This window comes from Ruegeria sp. N8 (genome assembly GCF_056531325.1).
In genome coordinates this window covers 137,191-158,887 of sequence record NZ_JBQFLQ010000004.1, presented here as the reverse complement: position 1 = coordinate 158,887, position 21,697 = coordinate 137,191, and the positions used below count along the sequence as shown (strand labels likewise).

Here is a 21,697-nt window from a genome sequence, read left to right as displayed (position 1 = left end):
ATCGACAGCGGGGTTTCTCTGTGACAGCAGACTGACCTTAGCCCTTTTTCAGAACCTCACGGCCCAGCAACTCAGCGATCTGCACCGCATTCAGGGCTGCGCCTTTGCGCAGGTTATCGGACACGCACCACAGGTTGATGCCGTTCTCGATTGTCGAATCCTGACGGATGCGGCTGATGAAGGTGGCGAAGTCACCCGCGCATTCGATGGGCGAGACGTAGCCGCCGGGTTCGCGCTTGTCGATAACCATGATGCCGGGGGCCTCGCGCAGGATGTCGCGGGCTTCGTCCTCGTCCAGGAATTCCTCGAACTCGATATTCACGGCCTCGGAATGGCCGACGAACACGGGAACGCGGACGCAGGTGGCTGTGACCTTGATCGACGGATCGACGATCTTTTTGGTCTCGACCACCATTTTCCACTCTTCCTTGGTCGAGCCGTCTTCCATGAAGACGTCGATCTGCGGAATGACGTTGAAGGCGATCTGCTTCTGGAACTTCTTGGGCTCCACTTCGGTCGTGGGGTTATAGACCGCTTTGGTCTGATCCCACAGCTCATCCATGCCCTCTTTGCCCGCGCCCGAGACCGACTGATAGGTCGAGACGACAACGCGCTTGATCTTGGCGCGGTCATGCAGCGGCTTCAGCGCGACAACCATTTGCGCGGTCGAGCAGTTGGGGTTGGCGATGATGTTCTTGTTCTTGTAGTCGTGGATCGCCTGCGGGTTACATTCCGGCACGATCAGCGGAATGTCGGGGTCGTAGCGATAGAGCGACGAGTTATCGATCACCACACAGCCTGCAGCCGCCGCCTTGGGCGCGTAGACTTTGGTCGCGTCCGAGCCGATGGCGAACAGCGCCATGTCCCAGCCGGTGAAGTCGAAGGTATCGATGTCCTGGGTGGTTAGTGTCTTGTCGCCAAAGCTTACTTCGGTGCCCAGCGAACGACGGCTTGCCAGCACGGCAAGTTCATCGACGGGGAACTGGCGTTCCGCCAGAATGTTCAGCATTTCGCGGCCCACGTTACCCGTGGCGCCGGCGACAACGACGCGATAGCCCATTTCATGTCTCCAAAGTTAAGGACGCGCGTTCATAGCTGCGTTGCGGCAAAGAAAAAAGGGTTTTTGGGTCGGATTCCGCCCGATGACACCGATTTGACGCGGCGCATCGCCTCAGGTGTCGGTCAAAAGCCGCTCGTAGAGGGCGACAAGGGTCTTTGCTTCGCGATGGATGTCGAAATTCTGCTCGACATGGGTACGGGCGGCGCGGCCGGATTGCGCAAGGGAATCGCGGTTTTCCAGCATCCGGGCGGCGGCATCGGCCAAGGTCGGGATATTGCCGGGCTCCACCACATGGCCCAATGACGGATCGGTCACGATCTCAGAGAACGCACCGACATCGGTGGCCACGACGGGCACGCCGCAGGCCATCGCCTCCAACGGGGTCAGGCCGAAGCCTTCCCACCGCTGGGGCGCGATGAAAAGGTCCAGAACCTGATACCATTCGGCGATCTGGTCGACTGTAACCTCGGGCATGAAGAGGATGCGGTCGGACAGGCCCGCCACCGCGACCTTGTCTTTCAATTCGGACAGAAAGGTGGTGTGTTGTTCCGTAGCGCGGCCCATGACAATGCCATGCACATCGTCAAAGCGGCCACACAGATCGATCATTGCATCTACAAAGGCGTCAGTACCCTTCTGGTGGCGGATACGGCCATAGCAGCCCAGCAGCAACCCATCAGGCAGGCCCAACCGGGCACGAACGGCTGCTTTATCCTCGGGCGGGGTAAAATCCTGCAGGTTGATGCCATGCATGATCACCTGTGCATCCCGATCCAGATACCCTGCGGTTTTGCGCGAGGTGGCGACCACGGCATCCATCTTGTCGATCAGCCATTTGGTATAGCCCGTATGCGCCCGCTGCGACGCGCTGGTGAACAGCAGTTTCAGTCGCAGCCGCAGGATGTTGCGCAGGAACAGACCCAACAGCATCTCGGTATTACGGCGGGCGTGCCAGACGCGCAGGGTTTTGCGCGACAGAAAGGGCAGGCGGCCAAGCGGGATATGCGGGATGTCATCCGGTAGGCCCGGACCGGTGGCTGCAATGTCGATCCATTGCACTTGCAACGGCACCAACCGCGCAATCGTCGCCGTCACGCCCGAAAGCCTGCGTTTGAGATTAGGGGCAATGACGCGCGGGTCGGACATGAGGTCTCCTGTCGAGGTCAGCTTCAGTCGACGCTGTCCCGGCTGAATAGATAGATCACGCAGCCAATGGCAAGCGAGATGGCAAAAAAGCCGAATATCGCTGTGTAAGGCGCAGAGGGGCTGATGTCCACCGTGGCCGCATGGACGCGGCCGGTGACAAATTGGGCAAGGCCGACGCCTCCGATCCCGAACAGGTTCAGCAGGGTCACGCCTCGGCCCACTAGGTGTGGAGGGACAAAGGCGCGGCCATGGGCCATGATGACCGGAAAGCTGGCCCCGGTGAACCCGATGACCGAGATGAGTACCACCGATAGCCAGACCGCATTGTCGATCCACAGACACAACAGGGTCAGGGCGACCACGCCCAGCGCATTGCCGCCAAAGATCACCCATTTCCGCGTCCCCAATATCCGGTCAAGCGGCCCATAAGCGAAGGTGCCCGCAATCATCGACGCGCCCATGATCAGAGTGGCGGTTCCGATCTGTGTGGTGCTGAGGGCGAAGATATCACTCAGATATGGTCCGGCCCAAAGGCCGCGGGTCGCAGCCGACGGTGCATAGGCCACCAACATCAGGGGCAAGATGGCCCAGAGTGCGGGCTGCTTCAGCAGATCCAGAACCGATCCCTTGTGGTCGGTTTCAACGCGTTTGGGATCATGAACTGTGAACAGAATGCCGATGGCGATCACGCCCGAAAACAGGGCCAAAGTGACCATCGTAGCGCGCCAACCCATCAGCTCAACGGCCAGCGCAGTGGGGTAGGAGGCGACCAAATTGCCAACCGACCCAACACCCAGCATCAGGGCGGCCAGCGTGGCAAAACGGGCCGGAGGGTATTCACGGGCGAAGATAAAGTACGAGGCCATCAGGATCGGCGAGCATCCCACTCCGATCAGCCCCATGGCCACGGCGACATGAAAAGGCGTGCTGGCCACGGCAAAGATCAGTGCGCCGCCTGCGCCACCGACCAGCAACAAAACGGTCGAGGTCAGCCGCGGCCCGACCCGATCCAGCGCCCAGCCAACCGGGAGTTGCATGGCGGCAAAGACCAGAAACCAAAGGCCCGAGGCAAAAGCGAGGTCCTCTGGCGTGGCGCCGATATCACGACCCAGATCGACGCTGAGTACGGCCAAAAAGGCACGAAAAAACTGGCTGAGCACATAGCCCAGACACAACACGACCAAACCTGCCTTCATGAAATGCCCCTTTTGCCATCATCTGACCGGACATGCTTGGCACGGGACACCGCTGCGCACAAGCACGTGTGTCTTGACGATTTCGCGGGACTTGGGCCGCATTCGGGCTATGTTAAATCATGATTTGAGACCGAGGTATTCATGAAAGACGCCCAGGCCGCCTTCTATGACAGCCTACCCCTTTTGCGCGATTTTTCACGGCTGACCGATCCCGCGCAGTTCTCGGCGCTGCCTGATGATTGGGTTGTGGGGGTTGCGGACATTGTCGACTCGACGGCTGAGATCGCCAAAGGCCGCTATAAGACGGTGAATATGGTTGGCGCGGCTGTGATTTCGGCCATGATCAACGCCATGAAAGGCGCTGAGTTCCCTTATGTGTTTGGCGGCGACGGGGCCGGATTCGCCGTGCCCGCAAGTGCGATGGATGATGCGCGGCAAGCACTGGCAGACTTGCGCCGCTGGGCCGAGGATGAGTTTGGGATCAAGTTGCGCGCTGCGCTGACGACGGTCGCCGAAATCCGGCAGGCGGGGAAAGAGTTGCGCGTCGCCCGCTATGCCCCGTCCAGCGGGGTGGATTACGCCATGTTCTCGGGCGGCGGGCTGGCCTGGGCCGAGACGCAGATGAAATCCGGGTCCTCTTCCGTCGACCCGTCCGGGCCGGGCGCGCTGCCCGATTTGAACGGCTTGTCCTGTCGATGGTCGAATGTACGGTCGCAGAACGGGCAGATCGTGTCTTTGGTGGTCGAACCCACGGCGCAGGCTACCGAGAGCGATTTTGCCGATCTGGCGCAATCGGTGCTGCGTGCCTCGGAAGAGTTGGAACGGGCGGGCCATCCCGTCCCGGTCGGGGGACCGCCAATGCGCTGGCCACCTCCGGGTTTGGATCTGGACGCGCATGTTTCACGGGCTGGGCGGAATGTAGCTGTGCAAAAGCTGCTTCTGTTGGTCCAAAACCTGCTGATCGCGCTTTTGTTCCGGCGCGGCAAGCCGCTGGGAAATTTCGAGCCGGTCCACTATCGCAACATGGTCAGCAGCAACGCGGATTTTCGCAAGTTTGATGACGGGCTGAAAATGACGCTGGATTGCGACCCGGCCACGCTGGCGCAAATTCGCACGATGCTGGAGCAGGCGCGTGGCCAGGGAAAGATCAAATACGGCCTGCATGCGCAGGATGAGGCGATGATGACCTGTTTTGTGCCGTCGGCCACCCGCGACGACCACGTGCACTTCGTGGATGGTGCTTCGGGCGGCTATGCACAGGCGACGGCTGCGATGCAGGGCTGAAGGGTTACTTCGCTTTCCACTTGGCTGAAAGCGCCCGCGCGGCTTGCGTCAGTAGCATCACGTCTATGCCAACCGCCTGAAACTGCGCGCCCATGTCCTGAAATGCCTGAGACGACTCGTCCGTAACTCCCAGAATCCCCGGGGCTTTGCCTGCTGCAAGCGTTCGCGCAATCGCATCCGCAATCGCCGCCCGCACCTCGGGCGCGGCACTGTTGCCCTGATAGCCCATGTCGGTGGACAGATCGGCTGGGCCAATAAAGACCCCATCAATACCGTCGACCTTCAGAATATCGTCCAAGGCGGCCAGACCCGCGCGGTTTTCAACCTGAACCAGCAGGCAGATCTGGGCATCTGCGGTGGGAATGTAGTCCGGGATCGTCCCATACATCGTCGCGCGCGAGGCCATGGCGCCGACGCCGCGCACGCCTTCGGGCGGATAGCGGCAGGCACGCACCAGGTCCCTTGCCTGTTCGGCGCTTTCGACCATCGGCACCAGAATTGTTTGCGACCCCGCATCCAGCACCATCTTGATCAATGCGGCATCCCCAACCGGAACACGAACCACAGGATGGGTCGGGCTGGCGGACAGGGCCATCAACTGATCCCGGATAGACCGGATATCGTTGGGCGCGTGCTCGCCATCGATGACCAGCCAGTCGAACCCGGCGCTTCCCATGATCTCGGCGGTGACGGCCTCGGCAAAACTGGTCCAGCAGCCGATCAACCTTTCGCCGTTAATGAGAGCCTGTTTGAACGAATTTAACGGTGCGGGCATGATCAATCCTTTAGGTCAGAGAGCGGGCGATTTCGGTGATGACATCGTAAGCCACGCGTACATCATCTTCGGTCGTTTCAAACTGTCCGGCTTGGAACCGGATGGTCAGGTTGCCGTCCACTCGGGTTTGGGTCAGGTAAATACGACCGTCGTCATTGATGGCGTTTACAAGCCGCAGGTTCAGATCGTCCAGATCAACCGCACCGTCCGGGGCATAACGAAAGGTCCATAGCGACCACATCGGTTTCGTGGTGATTTCGAAATCCGGCTCGGCGGCCAGACGGTCATGCAAGTCCACAGACCAGTTTACATGATTGCGCAGTCGGGTGCGCAACCCCTCAAGCCCATAGGCGCGGATCACGAACCAAAGCTTCAGCGCCCGGAATCGCCGCCCCAAAGGCACCGACCATTCCGAATAGTTGATGATCCCGTCCTTGCCGTGGGTTTTCAGAAATTCTGGGCTGATCGCCAAGGTCTGCACCAGATCTTCAGGGTTTTTCAGAAAATGCGCGCAGCAGTCGAATTGGACGCCCAGCCATTTATGCGGGTTGAACACGATGCTATCGGCGCGCTCGACCCCCTGCCAATAGTGGCGGTATTCCGGGCAGATCATCGCCGACCCCGCCCACGCCGCATCTACATGGGTGTAGAGCCCGTATTTGGCGGCGACCTTCAGGCATTCTTCGACCGGGTCGGTACCGCCGACACTGGTGCCGCCAACCGACAGAATGACCCCCGCCGGATGCAAACCGGAGTCTAAATCAGATTGAATCGCCTGTTCCAACGCCACAGGATCCATGCCGCGCCAGTCACCTTTGGTCAGGACGCGCACCAAATTCTGCTGCCCGATCCCTGCGACCCAGATCGCCCGGTCAATCGAGGTATGCACCTCGGCCGAGCAATAAACGCGCAAGGGTTTCTGTGCAAACAGTCCCTGTTGATTGCCCTGCCACGACAGGGCCTTTTCGCGCATGGTCAGCACCGCAGCCAGCGTCGCGGATGAGGCGGAGTCCTGGATCACGCCGGCGAACCCTGTGGGCAGGTCCAGCGCGTGACGCAGCCATTCCATCATCCGCGTTTCCATCTCGGTCGCCGCGGGTGAAGTCTGCCACAGCATGCATTGCGCTGCGATCGCGCTGGTCAGAAACTCGGCCAGCACCGAGGGCGGAGAAGTGTTTGCGTTGAAATATGCGAAAAACCGGGGATGTTGCCAATGTGTGATGCCCGGCATGACGATCTGTTCGAAGTCCTGAAAGATGTCCTCGATAGGCTGCGCTTGCTCGGGCGGAAGTTCTGGCAAGGCATTCAGGATGTCGCCTGGCTCGGTCTGCGCGCGTACTGGCTTATCTTTGACGGTTTGGTGATAGTCCTGCGCCCATCTGGCGGCTTTCTCGCCCCACTCTGCAAAGGAATCCCAATCCATGTCCTGCCCCATGTGATGTATCATCTTCGGGTTTTCGTCGGAAAACCCGCGATGCCAGTGGTGGCTATCGGGCGAAAAAGGTCAATCCAAATCGCCGAAAAAAGGGTTGCGAACTTTTCGTCGAGAGTGGAGTTTGCAAATAAATTCAATCATCTTAATTATTGAGTTTGGTTGCAGTTTTTGGGAATTTCGTTCAAGATTTCATATGTCCAGAGATTTGCCACTGACTTCCCGCTCTTTGCCGATTGCGCTGCTTCGGGCGCGTGAAAGGGTCATGGGGCCGATCCGTCGCATGTTGGCGGATGTCGGCGTGACCGAGCAACAATGGCGTGTGTTGCGTGTTCTCAAGGAAGATGGCCCGCAAGAACCAACCCATATCGCCGAGCGAGCCTGTCTTCTTCTGCCCAGCCTGACCCGCATCCTGCAGAAGCTTGAGGCCAAAGGGCTGATCCGTCGACACGTGCACCCTGTCGACAAACGCCGCCAGATTGTAGAGATCACGGCTGCTGGGGATAAGATCATCCAGGACAATATCAACCTCATCCTGCAAGAGGCAGAAGGCATTCGCATCCAACTTGGCCCCGAGCGCCATGAGGCTTTGCTGGACTTGTTGAACGACCTGCACGATCTGAAATCCTGACCTCAAAAAACGCAGTCCCGCCAGAGGTATGGGGGGCGCCCTCTGGCGGGGTTGGCCAGACCAAGACTGGACTGCGTGTCTGGCCCACAAGCAGATGCCCCGGAACGATCCGGGCGATCGGCTTGTGTTTCGGATAACCTGTCAACCTAGAATAAGGTGTACGTACGGTCCTGAGACCCTTGGGTGAGTAGCCTCTGACCGAGGCGATCCGAAACTAGTCTACCGCAAATGTGTTAGTGCGGTGATATTGTGTTGCGCGAGACCCGCCCATCCCATAGCGCGGCGCTCAGGCGCATCGTATTGATGTCATGCGTTTATACGCATAATCTAGCCTATCTCGGCGGATTTCCAAGATGTGAAACCGGATTGTGAACCGGGTTGAGTTGACGGCAGTCATCTGCTTGCCCTGCGCGTGGGGTCGCCTAATATGCCCGAAACCAAGCAGACCCGAGACTCATATGGCCGATACTTTGTTTTCCCTGCCCAAGCCGGTTGTTTTACCGGTTCAGGGGCTTTCCACCCCCTATCCTGTTGGCCGGATATTCTGCGTTGGGCGCAATTATGCCGCCCATGCCGCAGAGATGGGCCATGAAGTGGATCGTGAGGCACCGTTCTATTTCACCAAATCCGCGGCAAACGCGATCCTGACCGGCGCAACCGTGCCATATCCACCGGGAACTGAGAATTTCCATCATGAGATGGAATTGGCGGTCGCCATTGGCGCGCCCGTGTTTCAAGCGTCGAAATCCCAAGCGACCGAGGCGGTCTATGCCTATGGATGCGCGCTGGATATGACGCGGCGTGACCTGCAAATCCGGGAGCGGAACAAGCAGCGCCCTTGGGATTTGGGCAAGGACCTAGAAAACGGCTCGGTGTTTGCCCCTCTGACCCGCGCCACGGACTGGTCGCCCAGCGATGACAAGCGGATCCATCTGAACGTCAACGGCGAAACCCGTCAGGGTGCCACACTGCATGAGCTGATCTGGAAGATCGACGAGATCATCAGCCATCTTTCCGGTTACTACCATCTGCGCCCAGGTGATTTGATCATGACCGGAACACCGGCAGGGGTAGGACCAGTTCAGGCAGGCGACGTGCTGGAGGGCGGCATTGACGGGCTGCATCCAATTCGCCTAACGCTAACTGAGGCAGAATAGACCCTAAACAGGGTCTTTCAGCCATTCACCGACAAACTCGATCCGCGTCAGACCGGTAAATCTGCGCACTCTGTCCAACTCGGCCTCAAGGCGTCGGGTGCGCGCATCCGTCCAACGCACGCCACGTTCCGGCCACAGCGCGGTGACGCGCAGGACATCCTGATCCCGATGAGCTTTCATATCGATCCGACCCACCATCCTGTCCCCTTCAAGCAGGGGAAAGACGTAATAGCCATATTTGCGTTTGGGGGCAGGCACGAAAACCTCGATCCGATAGTGAAAATCAAACAGTCGCTCAGCCCGGTTGCGATCCCGTAACATTGGATCAAACGGGCTGAGAACCCGCATCCGACCAGGGGCCGGGGGCAGGTTTGTTGGATCGGGCCATTCTGGCCGTGTTATCACTTTGCGCGCGCGCCCGTCGGCGCAAGTGACTTCGATTTCCTCGGCATGGCCTTTGATTAGAGCCTGTTTGACCCATTCCCGAGCCTCAGACGCGCTGACCGTATCCCAGAATGCAGCCAGTTCCCCGGATGTCGCAAAGCCCAATCGGTCCAGCGCGGCGTTGCACAACCAGTCGATGGTCTGCTCTGCGTCACAAGGCAGGTTGCCAGGACAAAGATGGGTTTCGATCACCCGCTCAGTCAGATCATAGCGCTTCTGAAACCCCTGACGGCCCACAACGGCCAGTGCGCCGGACCGCCACAGGAATTCCAGCGCCGTTTTCGAGGGGTGCCAGTCCCACCATCCGCCCGAGCCTTTTTTCTCGTCCTTGCCGACATCCGAGGACGAAACTGGCCCGTGGTTGCGGATATGGGTCAGCACCGATTCAAACTGTTGCTCGAAACCATCCCGCCGCCAGTTCCTCCAGCGCGATTTCAACAGGGCTGCGTCACGTTGAAACCGCAGGTGCCAATGGGGGTAGAACGCCATCGGAATTACGGCGGCGTCATGGGTCCAGTGCTCAAACAGGGCACGATCTTGTTCATACAGCCGACTGAGGTTGCGCGCCCGATAGCTGGGCCTGCGCGAGAACAGGATCATGTCATGGGCGCGTGCGACGGTGTTGATGCTGTCCAGTTGCACAAAGCCCAGACGCTGGATCAACTCCAGCAGGCCCGCACCCTTGGCATTGCCCGAGGGCCGTTCCAGCAATGCGTGCCGATCCATGAACAGCGCCCGCGCTGCGCGGTTGTCCAGCCGTCGCAACGCCACGGCGTCAGCGCCGCTTCAGAGTGTCGCCAAAGCTGATCTTGGGGGTCAGGGTCACACGGGTTTCAACGTCAGCCTCTGGATCAGCCAGTTGCGAGGCGATGATTTCGGCAGCTTTGCGCCCGATCTCAAGCCGGCAGGCATCCATCGTGGCCAGCTTGCGTGGCAGGCCCTGCAACAGTTCGACATTGTTGAACCCGGCCAGCCCGATCTGCCCTGGCACGTCGATGCCCTGATCCAGCAGGTATAGCAACCCGCCCGCGCCGATCATGTCGTTGGAATAGTACAGAAAATCCAGCTCGGGTGAGCGTTCCAGCATCGTTTGCGTCATCTCGCGGCCCTTGGCCAGAGCCGAACCACCTGAATAGAACTCGCGGTCTTCAATCTCGATTCCGTTCTTGCCCAGCACTTCAGTGAAGCCTTCGAACCGTTTGCGGGCGCGGTGGTCCAGCGGCATCTTGGTACCCATAAATCCGATATGTTCATACCCCGCCTTCAGGATCGCCTGCGCCATCTCGCGCCCTGCACGCCGATGGGAAATACCCACCATCGCATCTACGGGCTTACCGTCGGTATCCATGACTTCAACAACCGGAATCCCCGCAGAATCCAACATCGCGCGGGCTGCCTCTGTATGTTCCAGCCCTGCAATGATCACGCCCGAAGGTCGCCACGAGAGCATCTCGTACAGTACTTTTTCTTCTTTCTCGGGCAGATAATCCGTGACGCCGACAACAGGCTGCAACTCGGTATCTTCCAGCACCTGGTTGATCCCAGTCAGCACCTCGGGGAAGACCATGTTCGACAGCGAGGGGATGATCACTGCCACCAGATTCACCCGGCTAGAGGCCAGCGCGCCCGCGATTTTGTTGGGCACGTACCCCAACTCTTTCGCCGCAGCCAGAACGCGGGTGCGGGTGGCATCGGACACATCGCCCCGGTTGCGCAGAACCCGGCTGACCGTCATCTCGGACACCCCCGACGCCTCTGAGACATCACGAAGGGTAAGCGGGCGTTTTGTTTCTGTTGTCACGAGGGCACCTGCGTCGTTGTTTTGAGGAATGGTAGCGTGAACAGGGCGCAATTTACAACTGCCCATCAAAGCCCATGACAACCCCGAAAAACCAAGCTAGAGAGAGGCTTGCGCGGCCCCGTGGCTCAACTGGATAGAGCAGCCCCCTCCTAAGGGGCAGGTTGCAGGTTCGAATCCTGCCGGGGTCGCCAGCCAGTCTTATGAACGAACATACCTCTCGCTTTGGATGATTTCGCGTGATGAGCGAGCATTGAAAAACCTTCGGAGACTGCAGTGTAACCGGACTTAGCGGCCGCGATTGCCAGGCATGATTTGGAGGCCAGCTGCTTTTTTGGCGAGCCAGTTCATGCGTCTTTCGATCAAGATGGCTCCACACCAGAATCTGTCGCCCAACTAGGCTAAAGGCCGGTCTTTTTGCCAACAATTGAACCGAACTGCCAAATTGGACCTGATCAGAAATCGACAGCACTGAATGGTTACAAAGCGTTTAGACAAAATCGCGATAACTTGTCCGCAAAAGGCACATTTACGCCCCAGGCCACACGTCAAGACGACGATGTCCCTCCTTAGCACTGTTCCCAACTACCAACGGGAATGGAGTGCGGCTAATGCAATTTCTGAGTTTGAGGCTCTGCAAATGGAAGAGACGGTTTGCAGGTTATGTGATGGGGCTTTCTGTCCTGTCATGCGTGCTTGCAGTGCCTGGCGCCGGATACTCGGAACAACCTTTGGTGGTTGGCAGTGATCGAGGCGGTTTCTTGCATGATCGTTTGGTCGAATTGGAGAACCTTCAAAGAAATGGCATACGTGTCGAGCTGCGCGGGCGGATCTGTTATTCGACCTGTACGATGTTTCTTGGCCTGCCAGGGACATGTGTAACACCGGACACAATATTTGGATTTCATGGTCCGTCGCGTCATGGCCAGCCGCTCAGTGCCTCAGATTTTCAGTATTTCAGCGAAGTGATGGCGGAGTTCTACCCCGAGCCCATCAAGACTTGGTTCATGGAAACAGGACGAAACCGAATTCGCGGCGTACACAAAATCAAGGGTGCAGAGCTTATTCGATTGGGTGTTCTTGCTTGCCGCACGGCGTAGCGTCGCGCTTGTCTTCAAACCTCTAGATAGGTATGAGTGTATTGTGTGAGCACAATCATAGCGTGTGCTTTGACGGGTAGCCTTGCATAGGAAATTAGTCTGGTTGATTTCGGGACTCCTTCATCGAATTCATGGGGGCAAAGCGTGCAGAGCTCCTGCGCCGACAAAGCCGATTTGCGTCATAGGGGATGTCCATGGCTGCTTCGGGCTTTTGGAAAAGCTCTTGTCCCAAGTACCGCATGACGCCCAGATCATTCTGGTTGGAGATTACATTGACCGAGGCGAACACAGCTCGGAGGTTTTGCGGATGATGCAAGCCTGCCCCGAATTTATGTGTTTGATGGGAAATCATGAGCAAATGCTACTGCGTTTCCTGGCCGATCCGAAGAAACACGGTCGTCAGTGGCTACGAAATGGGGGCTTGCAGACACTGGCGTCGTTTCGCATCCCAGCCGCTCGGCCAGAAATGACCTCCGACGAACTGACCAAGTGTCGGGATAGTTTGCGGCGCGCTATGGGTGATGAACTTGTTGGCTGGATCGCAGATTTGAAGACCAGTTTCCATAGTGGGAATATCTTTATCTCGCATGCTGGGGCAGACCCCACATGTCGGCTTGACCAGCAATCTGAGCACGACCTGCTTTGGGGCAACAAACATTTTCAGACCAAAGACAGGAAAGACGGTCAGTGGGTTGTCCATGGCCATACAATCGTGAGTCGCGCTGCGGTTCGGGGCGGCCGAATTGCTGTCGACACGGGCGCGTTCGCGACCGGCGTGCTCAGCGCAGTCTATCTGGACGGTTCTGAGCCAGAGTTTCTGACGGCGCTTGGTTAGTATTGGTTGTTTTTGCAACACTGAATAAAACAATCTAAGGCAGAATTAATCGAAATATTGTTTCGCAAAAAGAGAGCGAATTAAACCTGAGATAACTAGGTATTTCGAGCGATTCATGTGCACCCTTCGGATCCCATTTTACGGCGTTCTGCAAACTGGACGTCGGCTGCACCCTTCAGGAGATGACTTGGGCCTCATGGCATTGCGGGGTGGTGGCAACACGGGCTTACAAATCAGGCCCGCAGTGACAGCGGAGTGTTGGGCAGATTGAAAGTTGCCATCGTACATTATTGGCTAGTGGGAATGCGCGGCGGTGAAAAAGTCTTGGAGGCGCTGCTGGATCTATTTCCGGGCGCAGTGATTGTGACTCATGTCTATGACCGCGAAAAGGTCAGCGCCAAGGTCAGAAAACACGAGGTGCGAGAGACCTTTATCGGGCGCTTGCCCGGTGCGCGAAAGCACTATCAGAAATACCTGCCCCTTATGCCTCTGGCGCTTGAACAGATGGACATGCAGGAATTTGATCTGATTCTGTCCAGCGAATCCGGTCCGGCAAAGGGGATCGTGCCGCGCCCCGATGCGTTGCATGTCTGCTATTGTCATTCACCGATGCGCTATATTTGGGATCACTATCACAGCTATCGGCAACAGGCGGGGGGTGTTGCTCGGATGGCGATGCCCTTCCTAGCGCATAGGCTGCGCGTTTGGGATGTCACGACTGCTGCTCGCGTGGATCGTTTCGTGGCCAATTCGTCCTTCATTCGTGACCGAATCCAAACCTATTATCGGCGCGAAGCAGAGGTTATTTTTCCTCCGGTCGAGACGCAGGCGTTTCAGATATCGAACCATGTTGAAAACCGCTACCTGCTTGCAGGTGAGATGGTTTCTTACAAACGGGCCGATCTGGCGATTGATGCGTTCAACGCCTCTGGCCGTAAACTGGTGGTTGTTGGTGATGGTGAGATGCGCGGCGTGTTGGAAAAGAAATCCTGCCCCAATATCACTTTTCTTGGCCGGGTTGATAATGCCGAGCTAAAGCGTCAATTCGCCACCTGTCGCGCGCTGATTTTCCCCGGTGAGGAGGACTTTGGCATAGTTCCGGTCGAAGTGATGGCCAGCGGACGACCGGTGATCGCATATGGGCGCGGTGGGGCATTGGACACCGTCATCGAGGGTGTCAGCGGTGTTTTGTTTCATGAACAGACCGCCGAAGCCCTAAACCTGGCCATCGACCGGTTCGAGAAGAACCCGGATTTGGTGAAGGATCCAGCGACGATCAGGGCGTTGGCGGATACATTCGATGTTGAGGTCTTCAAGCAAAAGATATGGGCACTAATCGCTGACGCGCGGGCAAACGCCTGACGCGGACGCAACGCACGCAGGACTTGTAGGTCATTAAGCGGTTTTTCCTAACGTGCCGCTGATTGACACACAGACAGCGAGTCCTGACCCATGACCACCAATCCTTTCGTAAACCGAGTATCCAGCCTGTCCGGTCCTGCCCGAGATATTGCACCCGTGACGCCTTCGGATACTGCGGACCTGCCCGATGTGGCGATCGGGCTATACGTTGAATCGGGCGGGACGATTGTGTTGACGACTGTTCGCAGGGAAATCCGCACGGTGCAGGTTCTGGACTTTTCGATCCTGCCAGTGGGCGTCAGCCGTGTGCATGCCACGGGCACAACGGCCAGTGGAATCCATGCAATGGTGCTGGCATGAAGCTGACCCGCGACCTTTCTGTTACGTCGCACCCTGCGCGCCGGGTATCTGGCCCAGCCCTGTCACTTGATTTCGAGCGGCAGGAGTACCGGCGGTTCGGGCGCCCCATCGCGTTGAGCGAGGCGATGACCTTCGCGCGTGCCTCTTCGGCCCGGCAGGCCGGGGCCTCGGGCATGATCGAGACGGTGGGCAATGGCGTATTGCGGCGAGATCATGTGGTCGGAACCGGAGCGTTCCGGGGGGCCTTGTTCGAAGGTCAGGCCACCAATCTGCTGCACTATTCAGATGACTTTACCCAATCCTACTGGAACGGATATGCGCGTAAGCCCAGTTTCGTCGGCGGGCAGCTTGCGCCGGACGGGACGGCTTCGGCCCTGACATGGAATTGCGCGGATACCACGGGCGGCCCGGACCTGAACCGAGGCGGGGTACTTATCCCCTATCTTGGGGCGTCGGGCATGGCGACGGTCAGTATCTGGTTGCGTGCCAGCGTACCTTTGACCATGCGGTTCGGGCAGTCGGACAAGACATCAAAAACGATTAACGTCACGACCCAATGGCAACGGTTCAGTCACACGGATCTGTTGCCCAACAATCAGAACCGGATCTTTATCCTGTACGAGGCCATCAACAGCGATATTGACCTCTTTATCTGGGGCGCGCAGGCAGAAACCGGCAACACACTGACAAGCAATATCGCCACAAACGGGGCCGAGGTCACGCGCGCAGCCGATCAAGCTGGGTTGACCGGTTTGACCGGAGCGTTTGAGGTCACTGTCACATACGAGGATGACAGTCAGGACGTGATGACCAATCAGACCGTCACCGACGGCTGGTGGCCCGTGCTGTCGCGGCCCAGAGTCAAGTCCATCGTGCTGAGCTGATGGGGCCTGCATCCACCTGAAATGCCGTGGATCTGTGTTTGGTCTACGGCATTTCGGCATTCAAAAAACAACTTAAGATTGTTTCTCGCCAAGCGAGCGGATAGGCTTGCAGAAGGTCTTTCGGGTTCGGCAATAAGGCGGTCCTCCTGCGATGTTCTTTCTGGCTTGGATGCTGATATGCGCTGTACTGGGGCTGTTCTTTTGGGTGGCCCTGTCGTTGCGGTCAGCTCCGATTGTGCTGAGCCTGATGTTCTTCGCCCTGATCTATTGCATCCGTCCCGCAATGATCATGCTTGGGGCAAATCTGGTGAATCCTGCGCTGTTCAATGACACAGCAAAGCTGGGTGCATTCGCGTTGATCTACGCGGTCTTGTATCTGTCTGCGGCGCTGGTCACGGTTGTGATCTTGAGTGCCGTGCGCCCCGGATTAGGTGCCGGTCTGTTCCCCGAAATGTCGTCACGCGTCGATACCGTTTCGGCGCTTGTGGCCATTCTTCTGACCATCGTTGCAATGGGAATCGGCGTACAGCTTTTTCTGAAATTCGGGTCGCTTCAGGCAATCCTTTTTGCCGCGAAGATCACCAAGGATCTGGCGGGCACTTTTGGGCTCAGGTCCCTTGTAGGGCTGGGTGCATTCTTTTCTTCGGTCGCCTTGTTGATCAGTTTGCGCGACAGACGTATCGGCAAAACGGCCATATTTAGCCTCTGTTTTGGTATCAATCTGTTTGTCTTTTCCCTGTGGGGCACTCGGCTGGAAGCGTTCGTACTGCTGTCCGGTACACTGCTGGTCTTGACCTCGCGCGCGGGGCAGATCGACCTGTGGGGTATCATGAAATTCTCGGTCTGGGGGTTTTGCCTGCTGTTTGGTGCGACAGTGTTGTACATCTACCGCCTTGCGCAATTGTCCGGCAGTTGGGAGGTCGCCTTTTCCCGCGATTTGACCACGACGACCGCGGTGTCCATGCATATGACGCGGTTCGATTCCCTGATGCTGGTGGTGCAGGATTTTACTTCGGGGCTTCACACGCGGGTCGGAGAAGACTTTTACAACGGTCTGATCATGGTCATCCCGCGCGCTCTGTGGCCAGACAAGCCTTCGCAACTGTTGATCGGCCAGTGGTTCCGGCAATGGTATGAGCCGAACGCGGTCAACGGTTGGACGGTCGGGGGACCGGGCGAGTATCTGGTGAACTTCGGGTTGGCGGGTGTCATTCTAGGCGGGATCGTGTTTGGCGTGATGCTGACAGTGATCCATTCGGGCTATCGCAAGATGGGCGCGGATCAGCCCTTGTCGGTCATGCTGTCGGTTGTGTTGGTGCTGATCGTGATGCCCGAAGGCTCGCCCATTCAACTACTGCCAAGGGTTGTGCTGTGGTGTATACCGATTTGGCTGGTTGTTTGGGCGGCAAGAATGCGGCTCAGAGCTCCGGTTGCAAGCGTTCCAAAAGTGCCGTTTCCCGGTCGCTGATGGCTTGGGCCAGAGCTGCGCGCAGTTCAACCTCGCGGGCGCTTTGGCCGGGCTTGTGCGGGGTTGTATTGAGCCTTCGGTACACTCGGCGCGCTGTCTCATACAGAGCGCCTTTGGGCAGTTTGCCCCGGATCGCCGTGTTCAAAGATTGTAGCAACCGGTTACGGACAAAATAGGTTTCGTTCGACCCGTCAAAGAACAGCGGCACATTCGTTTCAAGCCCCAACCGCCCAAGCAACGCAGCTACAGTATTTGCAGGGTCGGACAACATATGGCGCATCTCAAGATGGATGACGCGTTCCGGCCCCAGATCCCGCCGCCACAAGGCCAACCAATAGCCGAACGCGGCCCAGTCCAGAGCGTTGCGCAGGTGATCCTGAGGAAAATGGCTGGATGCACGCCCGTCCAGAACCATCTCGAAAAACATCTCGATCGAAATTGACGCGTCGATATAGCTCTTGTTGTTCGAGAAGTAGTGATAGGTCGAGGTGATCTGATCCACCGGGTCACGTGTGATGAAGATGACCGGCGGCCGGTGCGCCATCGCGGCGATGGTTTTACGGGCGGTTTCGTGATGCGCATAGGCAGGTGTTGAATCCAGCCACAACGCATTGTCGGGCGCATCGGGAAACAGCGCAGCATATCCCGCAAGACCCTGGGTAAAAACGCTGTGTTCGGGTCGAAAAAAGTGGCTGTCGCGGTCATAGAGGAACCCCAGCTCTTTGCGCACACCGCCCGAGATTTGCGGATGCTGAACCAACCAGTCATGCAGCGAACTGGTGGCGCATTTGGTGAAGCCGCAGATGAACAGATCGGGCAGGCGGTGGGGGCGCTCAGTCATCGCGGGTCTCCTTCGGCAGACCGGTGGCGCGATACAGCAGGTCCTCGTAGGCGTCGATCATCCGCGTCGTGCGAAACGGGGCAAGATTGGGTTCAGGGTCTTGCATGCGTGTCGCGCGCACCCGGTCGGGATTTTGGGCAAGGTCGTTGAAAACCGCTGAGAGCGTCGGGGCGTCGATTTGTTCGGGGGTCAGGCCGCGATGGAGTGGGATCAGTTCCGGTATGCCGCCATTTGGGCTGCCGACCACGAACAAGCCGCGCGCCATGGCCTCGATCACGGTGCGCCCAAAAGGTTCGGCCCAAAGCGCAGGCAGAAAAAGCACGTCGAGCCTGTCGAGAAATGCGATGGCCTCCTGTCGACCGGTCAGACAGATCCCGGCGGCAGCGGGGTCATCCGGCAGGGCGATGCCCTGATTGTCCCCGGCCAGAAGCAATCGGTGCCCGTTCTGCGCGAGGTCAGTGTTTTGCCATGCGGTGATCAGCTCGGCCACGCCTTTGCTGGGGTGAAGGCGGCCCAGATAACCAAAGGTCAGGGGCGTGCCCGCATCCGGCGCAGGTGCGCGCGGTGCTTGCAGAAATCTGTCCGGCACCGCGTTGTAGATGACGGTTGGCGCATATCCCAGCATGGTTTCGTAAATCCGCGCCACGTGATTGGAAATCGCCACGACGTGTTTTTGTCGTCGCAGGATCAACCGGCGCAGGCCAGTGGCGTAGAAACACGGGCTGAGAGCGGAATTGCAGCCTGCGCCGCCATGCTCCATCGTGCCAAAGGCGCAAAACCAGCCGTAGTCGCGGATGACCGGGACACAGGCGGTGCGGGTCAGCAGACAAGCCAGCATGAAAGCCGACCCATGTCCGGCAGGGTTATTCATCAGCACCACATCTGGACAGTTGCGCCGCAGCCATTGCAGAGAGCGCAGGAACAGGACGGGGTCTATTTCGCTGCGCAAGATCCAGGCCATGCGGGTGGCAAAGTGGCGCACGCCATGCAGGGGGCTTTTGCCGATCGGCAGGCCCTGAACGACTTCAATGGGGATGTTATCGACATGATCCGGATATGGGCGCGACCCGTCCGAGACCACAACCCGCACGTCATGCCCGCGTGCCTTTAAGCTGCGCGCGATGTCCCGTGCTGATCGCTCGGACCCGCCCAGCACGTTGGGGGCATAGTTAAAACACTGAATGGCGATCTTCATGAGAGCTGCCCTTGACGCATGAGACCCAGAACCGAAGGGTCAATGCCCATCTCGCGCCGGGTGTATCTTACGGCCTCAAGGTTCCAGCCAGCGACGGACAGAGCCAGACACAGCGCGGCCCCTACCGGGCCGAAGGCCCAGATCATTGGGATCATCGCCGCCATTGCTATCAAGTTCATCCGCGCCAGCAGCCGAAAGGCCGCTCGGTCATGGCCCGTAAGCTCAAGCAGGACCGAGGTTGGTCCGGTCAGCGCATTCACCGCATAGGAACCTGCCACGATTAACAGAACATTGTAGCCGGTTTCGAACCCGGTTCCGAACAAAGACAACAGCCAGACACCAAACAGGATCAGCCCGAGGAATATCAGCAAGGCTGATCCCCCAGCGATGGCGGCGACGGTGGCGCATGTGCGTTGCAACGCACGGGTTTTGCCGTTGTGATGCAGGCGCGAGATTGTGGGTGAGACGACCATGTTGGCGGCCAGCAAGACGAGGTTCATCAACAGCGCAATGCGCAGCGCGGCAAAGGTCGGTCCGGTGTCCGCCGGGCTCAGCATCAGTCCCAGCAGAACCACGACAAGGTTCGGAGCGGCGATTTGCAGGACGGATACACCCCAAAGACCCCACATGCGTGGCCGCCATGTGGCCCGGTCATAGGCAGCTGGAGCCAGAAACAAGGCCTTGGGCCGGGTCGCCGGATGCAGATGGAGCTGAACCAATACCGTGGCCACAAGCAGCGCGGTCAGCAACCAGGTGATCTGCGCAGCACTGCTCTGCCCTGGCCAGAGCAGGATCAGGGGGATCGCCGACAGGATCACCATCCCGCGCCAGATCACATCCCGAGGCGCCAGGGCCAGACTCATCCGGTCATAGGCACGCAGGACAAAGGCAAAATATTCCGCCCAGGCCATTGTCAGCGCGAATACCCCCGTGGCCGCAATGAAAGGCCATCCAAGCTTGGGTTGCATCCACACAAAGCCTGGGGCCGTCAGAACCGCCAATGCCACAGTACCGAGCGTGATGATCCAGAATCCATCGCGAATCCGACCCGTTGCAAGCCTGTTCTGACCTTGCGCTGCGTAGATCGAGACATAGCGCAGGCTCAGCATCCGTTGTCCGAAACTGCCCGCCACCGCCAGCAATACCGCCAGCGAAAATCCAAAACCGAAGGTGCCATAAGTCGAGGCATTGAACGCCTGTGCTAAGACCAGAAACATGGCAAATTGCAGGCCTGCGGCCCCAACCTTGATGACAAGGGCGGCAAGCCCGCCTTTCATCAGGCGCTGTCTTATGGGGTTGGACTTGTCTGGCATCGGCGGATTTACACGGGTCCCCTAGCTTCCCACCGCCACAATCGGCGCGGTGATCAGAGACGGAGTGATCTGGTCGATCGTGCGGCCCCAACGCGTAACCGGGTTTTCGGCGATGAAGATGATATCGTTGCGGCGCAGTTCAAACCGGGCCGCCAGCGTCAGGTGCGCGGCATTGCGGATGTCCAGATGCCAGGCCGTCACCGCGCCGAATTCGCGGATATCTTCGGACGCGCGCAGCACATAAACCTCGGACGCGTCGCCGGTTTTCTTGGCGATCCCGCCGCCCGTGTCAAACAGCGCGTCCGCCAGTGTGGCCGTGCGCTCGAAGGGCAGGGCATAGCGGCCCTGATTGCGGACCTCGCCGCTGAGATAGACATAGTCCCGGTCCACCGCGTCCAACTCGATGGTTTGCAGGAATGTCTCGCGCCGCTCGTTCAATTCGTCCCGGCGTAGGGTAACAGCGGTCGACAGTTCCTGCAGGGCGGTCTGGCGACCCTCCAGCACCGTTTCGCGCAGCTGGATTTGCTGCGCAAAATACCGCTCGGCCCGGTCCAGATCGTAATCTGTATCCACAAAGACCGAGTCATCAGCGATCAGGGTCAGGTTCTGCAAATCCGGGCGCGCATAAAGGTCCTCAAGCGGGATCTGGTACATCTGCCCGTTGCGGTAAACGCGGACCGAGCTGTTGTCGATATCGCTGACCTTGACCGACCCGGCGGCAGAGAGCGCCTCGCCCAGCGTCAGTTGCGTCAGGGTGATGGGCTGCACGCCGGGCTGTCCGACCGCCCCTCCGACCGAGACGCGGCGGGCGTTGAACTCGGCAATTTCCAGGCTGAACGTGGGGTCGATCTGGTTTTCGACAAGGCGCTGGAACAGCACGGCTTCGGCCTCGTCCACGGTCAGACCTTCTAGGCGCACGCGGCCAACATCGGGGATGTTGATCGCTCCGTCATCCTGCACCGTATAGCCGTTGCGGCTGTTTTGGGCGGCCAGCAGGCCAGATAGTTCTCCGGCTGTGCCCTGGGTCGAGGGGGTCGACAGCACCAGCACATCCCCGGTGCCGATCGTATAGGGCCCCGGCGTGACATCGGGCGGTGGGTCCAGCCGCAACCCGCTGCGCGACCCATCTTGAGTTGAGGGGGCATCGGGCAGCGGACCCAGTCCCCGCTGGCTGGTGCCCGCGCCGGACCCGGCTGAGGTTCGAAACACCGATGGCAGGGTTTTGGGCGCATAAGGTGCGCGATTGGCGACCATCACGGTTTCCGGTGTCACCGGCACCACCCGCACCTTTCCGCTGTCTGACACACCCGCCGTAACCGATGGGCTGCGGTAGATCGTCGAACAGCCTGAGATCAGGCCGCCCATGGCCAGCGCAAAGACGAAAAGTGGAATTCGGCGCATGGTTAGCCTCCTGCC

Annotated in this window: 20 protein-coding genes and 1 tRNA gene; 10 read left to right on the top strand and 11 right to left on the bottom strand. The window is 58.7% G+C overall.

What is annotated here, in order from left to right; genetic code table 11:
- Positions 1-37: 37 nt before the first annotated feature.
- The 3 genes from ACR0C5_RS10580 to ACR0C5_RS10570 form a co-directional block, all read right to left on the bottom strand.
- Entirely contained in the window at positions 38-1,060 is a 1,023-nt protein-coding gene (locus ACR0C5_RS10580; RefSeq protein ID WP_170771216.1) for an aspartate-semialdehyde dehydrogenase, read from the bottom strand.
- A gap of 111 nt (positions 1,061-1,171) precedes the next feature.
- Entirely contained in the window at positions 1,172-2,206 is a 1,035-nt protein-coding gene (locus ACR0C5_RS10575; RefSeq protein ID WP_480876383.1) for a glycosyltransferase family 4 protein, read from the bottom strand.
- Between the two features lie 23 nt (positions 2,207-2,229).
- On the bottom strand, positions 2,230-3,402 hold the full coding sequence (locus ACR0C5_RS10570) for an MFS transporter (protein WP_170790163.1): 1,173 nt from the start codon (positions 3,400-3,402) through the stop codon (positions 2,230-2,232).
- 141 nt (positions 3,403-3,543) lie between these two features.
- Here ACR0C5_RS10570 and ACR0C5_RS10565 point away from each other — a divergent pair, with 141 nt between their 5' ends.
- Complete coding sequence (locus ACR0C5_RS10565) at positions 3,544-4,686, top strand: DUF3095 domain-containing protein (protein ID WP_170771209.1); 1,143 nt, start codon at positions 3,544-3,546, stop codon at positions 4,684-4,686.
- Between the two features lie 4 nt (positions 4,687-4,690).
- Here the strand turns inward: ACR0C5_RS10565 and ACR0C5_RS10560 are convergent, their stop codons facing one another.
- Both ACR0C5_RS10560 and ACR0C5_RS10555 read right to left on the bottom strand, forming a co-directional pair.
- Positions 4,691-5,461: an HpcH/HpaI aldolase family protein gene (locus ACR0C5_RS10560; RefSeq protein ID WP_170790162.1), complete on the bottom strand. Its 771-nt coding sequence runs from the start codon at positions 5,459-5,461 to the stop codon at positions 4,691-4,693.
- 10 nt (positions 5,462-5,471) lie between these two features.
- Entirely contained in the window at positions 5,472-6,884 is a 1,413-nt protein-coding gene (locus ACR0C5_RS10555) for a pyridoxal phosphate-dependent decarboxylase family protein (RefSeq protein ID WP_480876603.1), read from the bottom strand.
- A 205-nt stretch (positions 6,885-7,089) separates the two neighbouring features.
- On the opposite strand from ACR0C5_RS10555, the gene hpaR reads away from it, so the two are divergent.
- Together hpaR and ACR0C5_RS10545 are read left to right on the top strand one after the other, a co-directional pair.
- A complete protein-coding gene (gene hpaR, locus ACR0C5_RS10550; RefSeq protein WP_170771204.1) occupies positions 7,090-7,524 on the top strand; it encodes a homoprotocatechuate degradation operon regulator HpaR in 435 nt (144 codons plus the stop codon).
- Positions 7,525-7,982: 458 nt separating this feature from the next.
- Positions 7,983-8,681: a fumarylacetoacetate hydrolase family protein gene (locus ACR0C5_RS10545; RefSeq protein WP_480876380.1), complete on the top strand. Its 699-nt coding sequence runs from the start codon at positions 7,983-7,985 to the stop codon at positions 8,679-8,681.
- A 3-nt stretch (positions 8,682-8,684) separates the two neighbouring features.
- On the opposite strand, the gene ACR0C5_RS10540 is transcribed toward ACR0C5_RS10545, so the two are convergent.
- Positions 8,685-9,896, bottom strand: a complete 1,212-nt coding sequence (locus tag ACR0C5_RS10540) for a winged helix-turn-helix domain-containing protein (RefSeq protein WP_480859500.1) — start codon at positions 9,894-9,896, stop codon at positions 8,685-8,687.
- Positions 9,897-9,900: 4 nt separating this feature from the next.
- Positions 9,901-10,926, bottom strand: a complete 1,026-nt coding sequence (locus ACR0C5_RS10535; RefSeq protein ID WP_480876377.1) for a LacI family DNA-binding transcriptional regulator — start codon at positions 10,924-10,926, stop codon at positions 9,901-9,903.
- 114 nt (positions 10,927-11,040) lie between these two features.
- On the opposite strand from ACR0C5_RS10535, the gene ACR0C5_RS10530 reads away from it, so the two are divergent.
- The 7 genes from ACR0C5_RS10530 to ACR0C5_RS10500 all read left to right on the top strand — a co-directional run bounded on the left by ACR0C5_RS10530 (position 11,041) and on the right by ACR0C5_RS10500 (position 16,932).
- Positions 11,041-11,117, top strand: a tRNA-Arg gene (locus tag ACR0C5_RS10530).
- A gap of 417 nt (positions 11,118-11,534) precedes the next feature.
- A complete protein-coding gene (locus ACR0C5_RS10525) occupies positions 11,535-12,023 on the top strand; it encodes a hypothetical protein (protein ID WP_480876375.1) in 489 nt (162 codons plus the stop codon).
- 82 nt (positions 12,024-12,105) lie between these two features.
- The gene (locus ACR0C5_RS10520) at positions 12,106-12,858 is read left to right on the top strand and encodes a metallophosphoesterase (protein ID WP_480876373.1); all 753 of its coding nucleotides are present in this window, start codon (positions 12,106-12,108) and stop codon (positions 12,856-12,858) included.
- 267 nt (positions 12,859-13,125) lie between these two features.
- Positions 13,126-14,220, top strand: a complete 1,095-nt coding sequence (locus ACR0C5_RS10515) for a glycosyltransferase (RefSeq protein ID WP_480876371.1) — start codon at positions 13,126-13,128, stop codon at positions 14,218-14,220.
- Positions 14,221-14,310: 90 nt separating this feature from the next.
- Positions 14,311-14,580, top strand: a complete 270-nt coding sequence (locus tag ACR0C5_RS10510; protein WP_480504249.1) for a spike base protein, RCAP_Rcc01079 family — start codon at positions 14,311-14,313, stop codon at positions 14,578-14,580.
- Complete coding sequence (locus tag ACR0C5_RS10505; protein ID WP_480876369.1) at positions 14,577-15,464, top strand: phage head spike fiber domain-containing protein; 888 nt, start codon at positions 14,577-14,579, stop codon at positions 15,462-15,464. Before ACR0C5_RS10510 ends, ACR0C5_RS10505 begins: the two co-directional genes overlap by 4 nt.
- 151 nt (positions 15,465-15,615) lie before the next feature.
- Positions 15,616-16,932, top strand: coding sequence for a hypothetical protein (locus tag ACR0C5_RS10500; protein ID WP_480876367.1), 1,317 nt, complete (start codon positions 15,616-15,618; stop codon positions 16,930-16,932).
- Here the strand turns inward: ACR0C5_RS10500 and ACR0C5_RS10495 are convergent.
- The 4 genes from ACR0C5_RS10495 to ACR0C5_RS10480 are packed head-to-tail and all read right to left on the bottom strand — an operon-like array spanning position 16,883 to position 21,682.
- Positions 16,883-17,773 (bottom strand): sulfotransferase, encoded by an 891-nt coding sequence (locus ACR0C5_RS10495; RefSeq protein WP_480876365.1) that lies wholly within the window; start codon positions 17,771-17,773, stop codon positions 16,883-16,885. The two genes, ACR0C5_RS10500 and ACR0C5_RS10495, sit on opposite strands and share 50 nt — an antisense overlap.
- Positions 17,766-18,968: a glycosyltransferase gene (locus ACR0C5_RS10490; protein ID WP_480876363.1), complete on the bottom strand. Its 1,203-nt coding sequence runs from the start codon at positions 18,966-18,968 to the stop codon at positions 17,766-17,768. The genes ACR0C5_RS10495 and ACR0C5_RS10490 overlap by 8 nt, the downstream gene beginning before the upstream one ends.
- Complete coding sequence (locus tag ACR0C5_RS10485) at positions 18,965-20,245, bottom strand: lipopolysaccharide biosynthesis protein (protein WP_480876361.1); 1,281 nt, start codon at positions 20,243-20,245, stop codon at positions 18,965-18,967. The genes ACR0C5_RS10490 and ACR0C5_RS10485 overlap by 4 nt, the downstream gene beginning before the upstream one ends.
- 57 nt (positions 20,246-20,302) lie before the next feature.
- A complete protein-coding gene (locus ACR0C5_RS10480; RefSeq protein WP_480876359.1) occupies positions 20,303-21,682 on the bottom strand; it encodes a polysaccharide biosynthesis/export family protein in 1,380 nt (459 codons plus the stop codon).
- Positions 21,683-21,697: the final 15 nt, after the last annotated feature.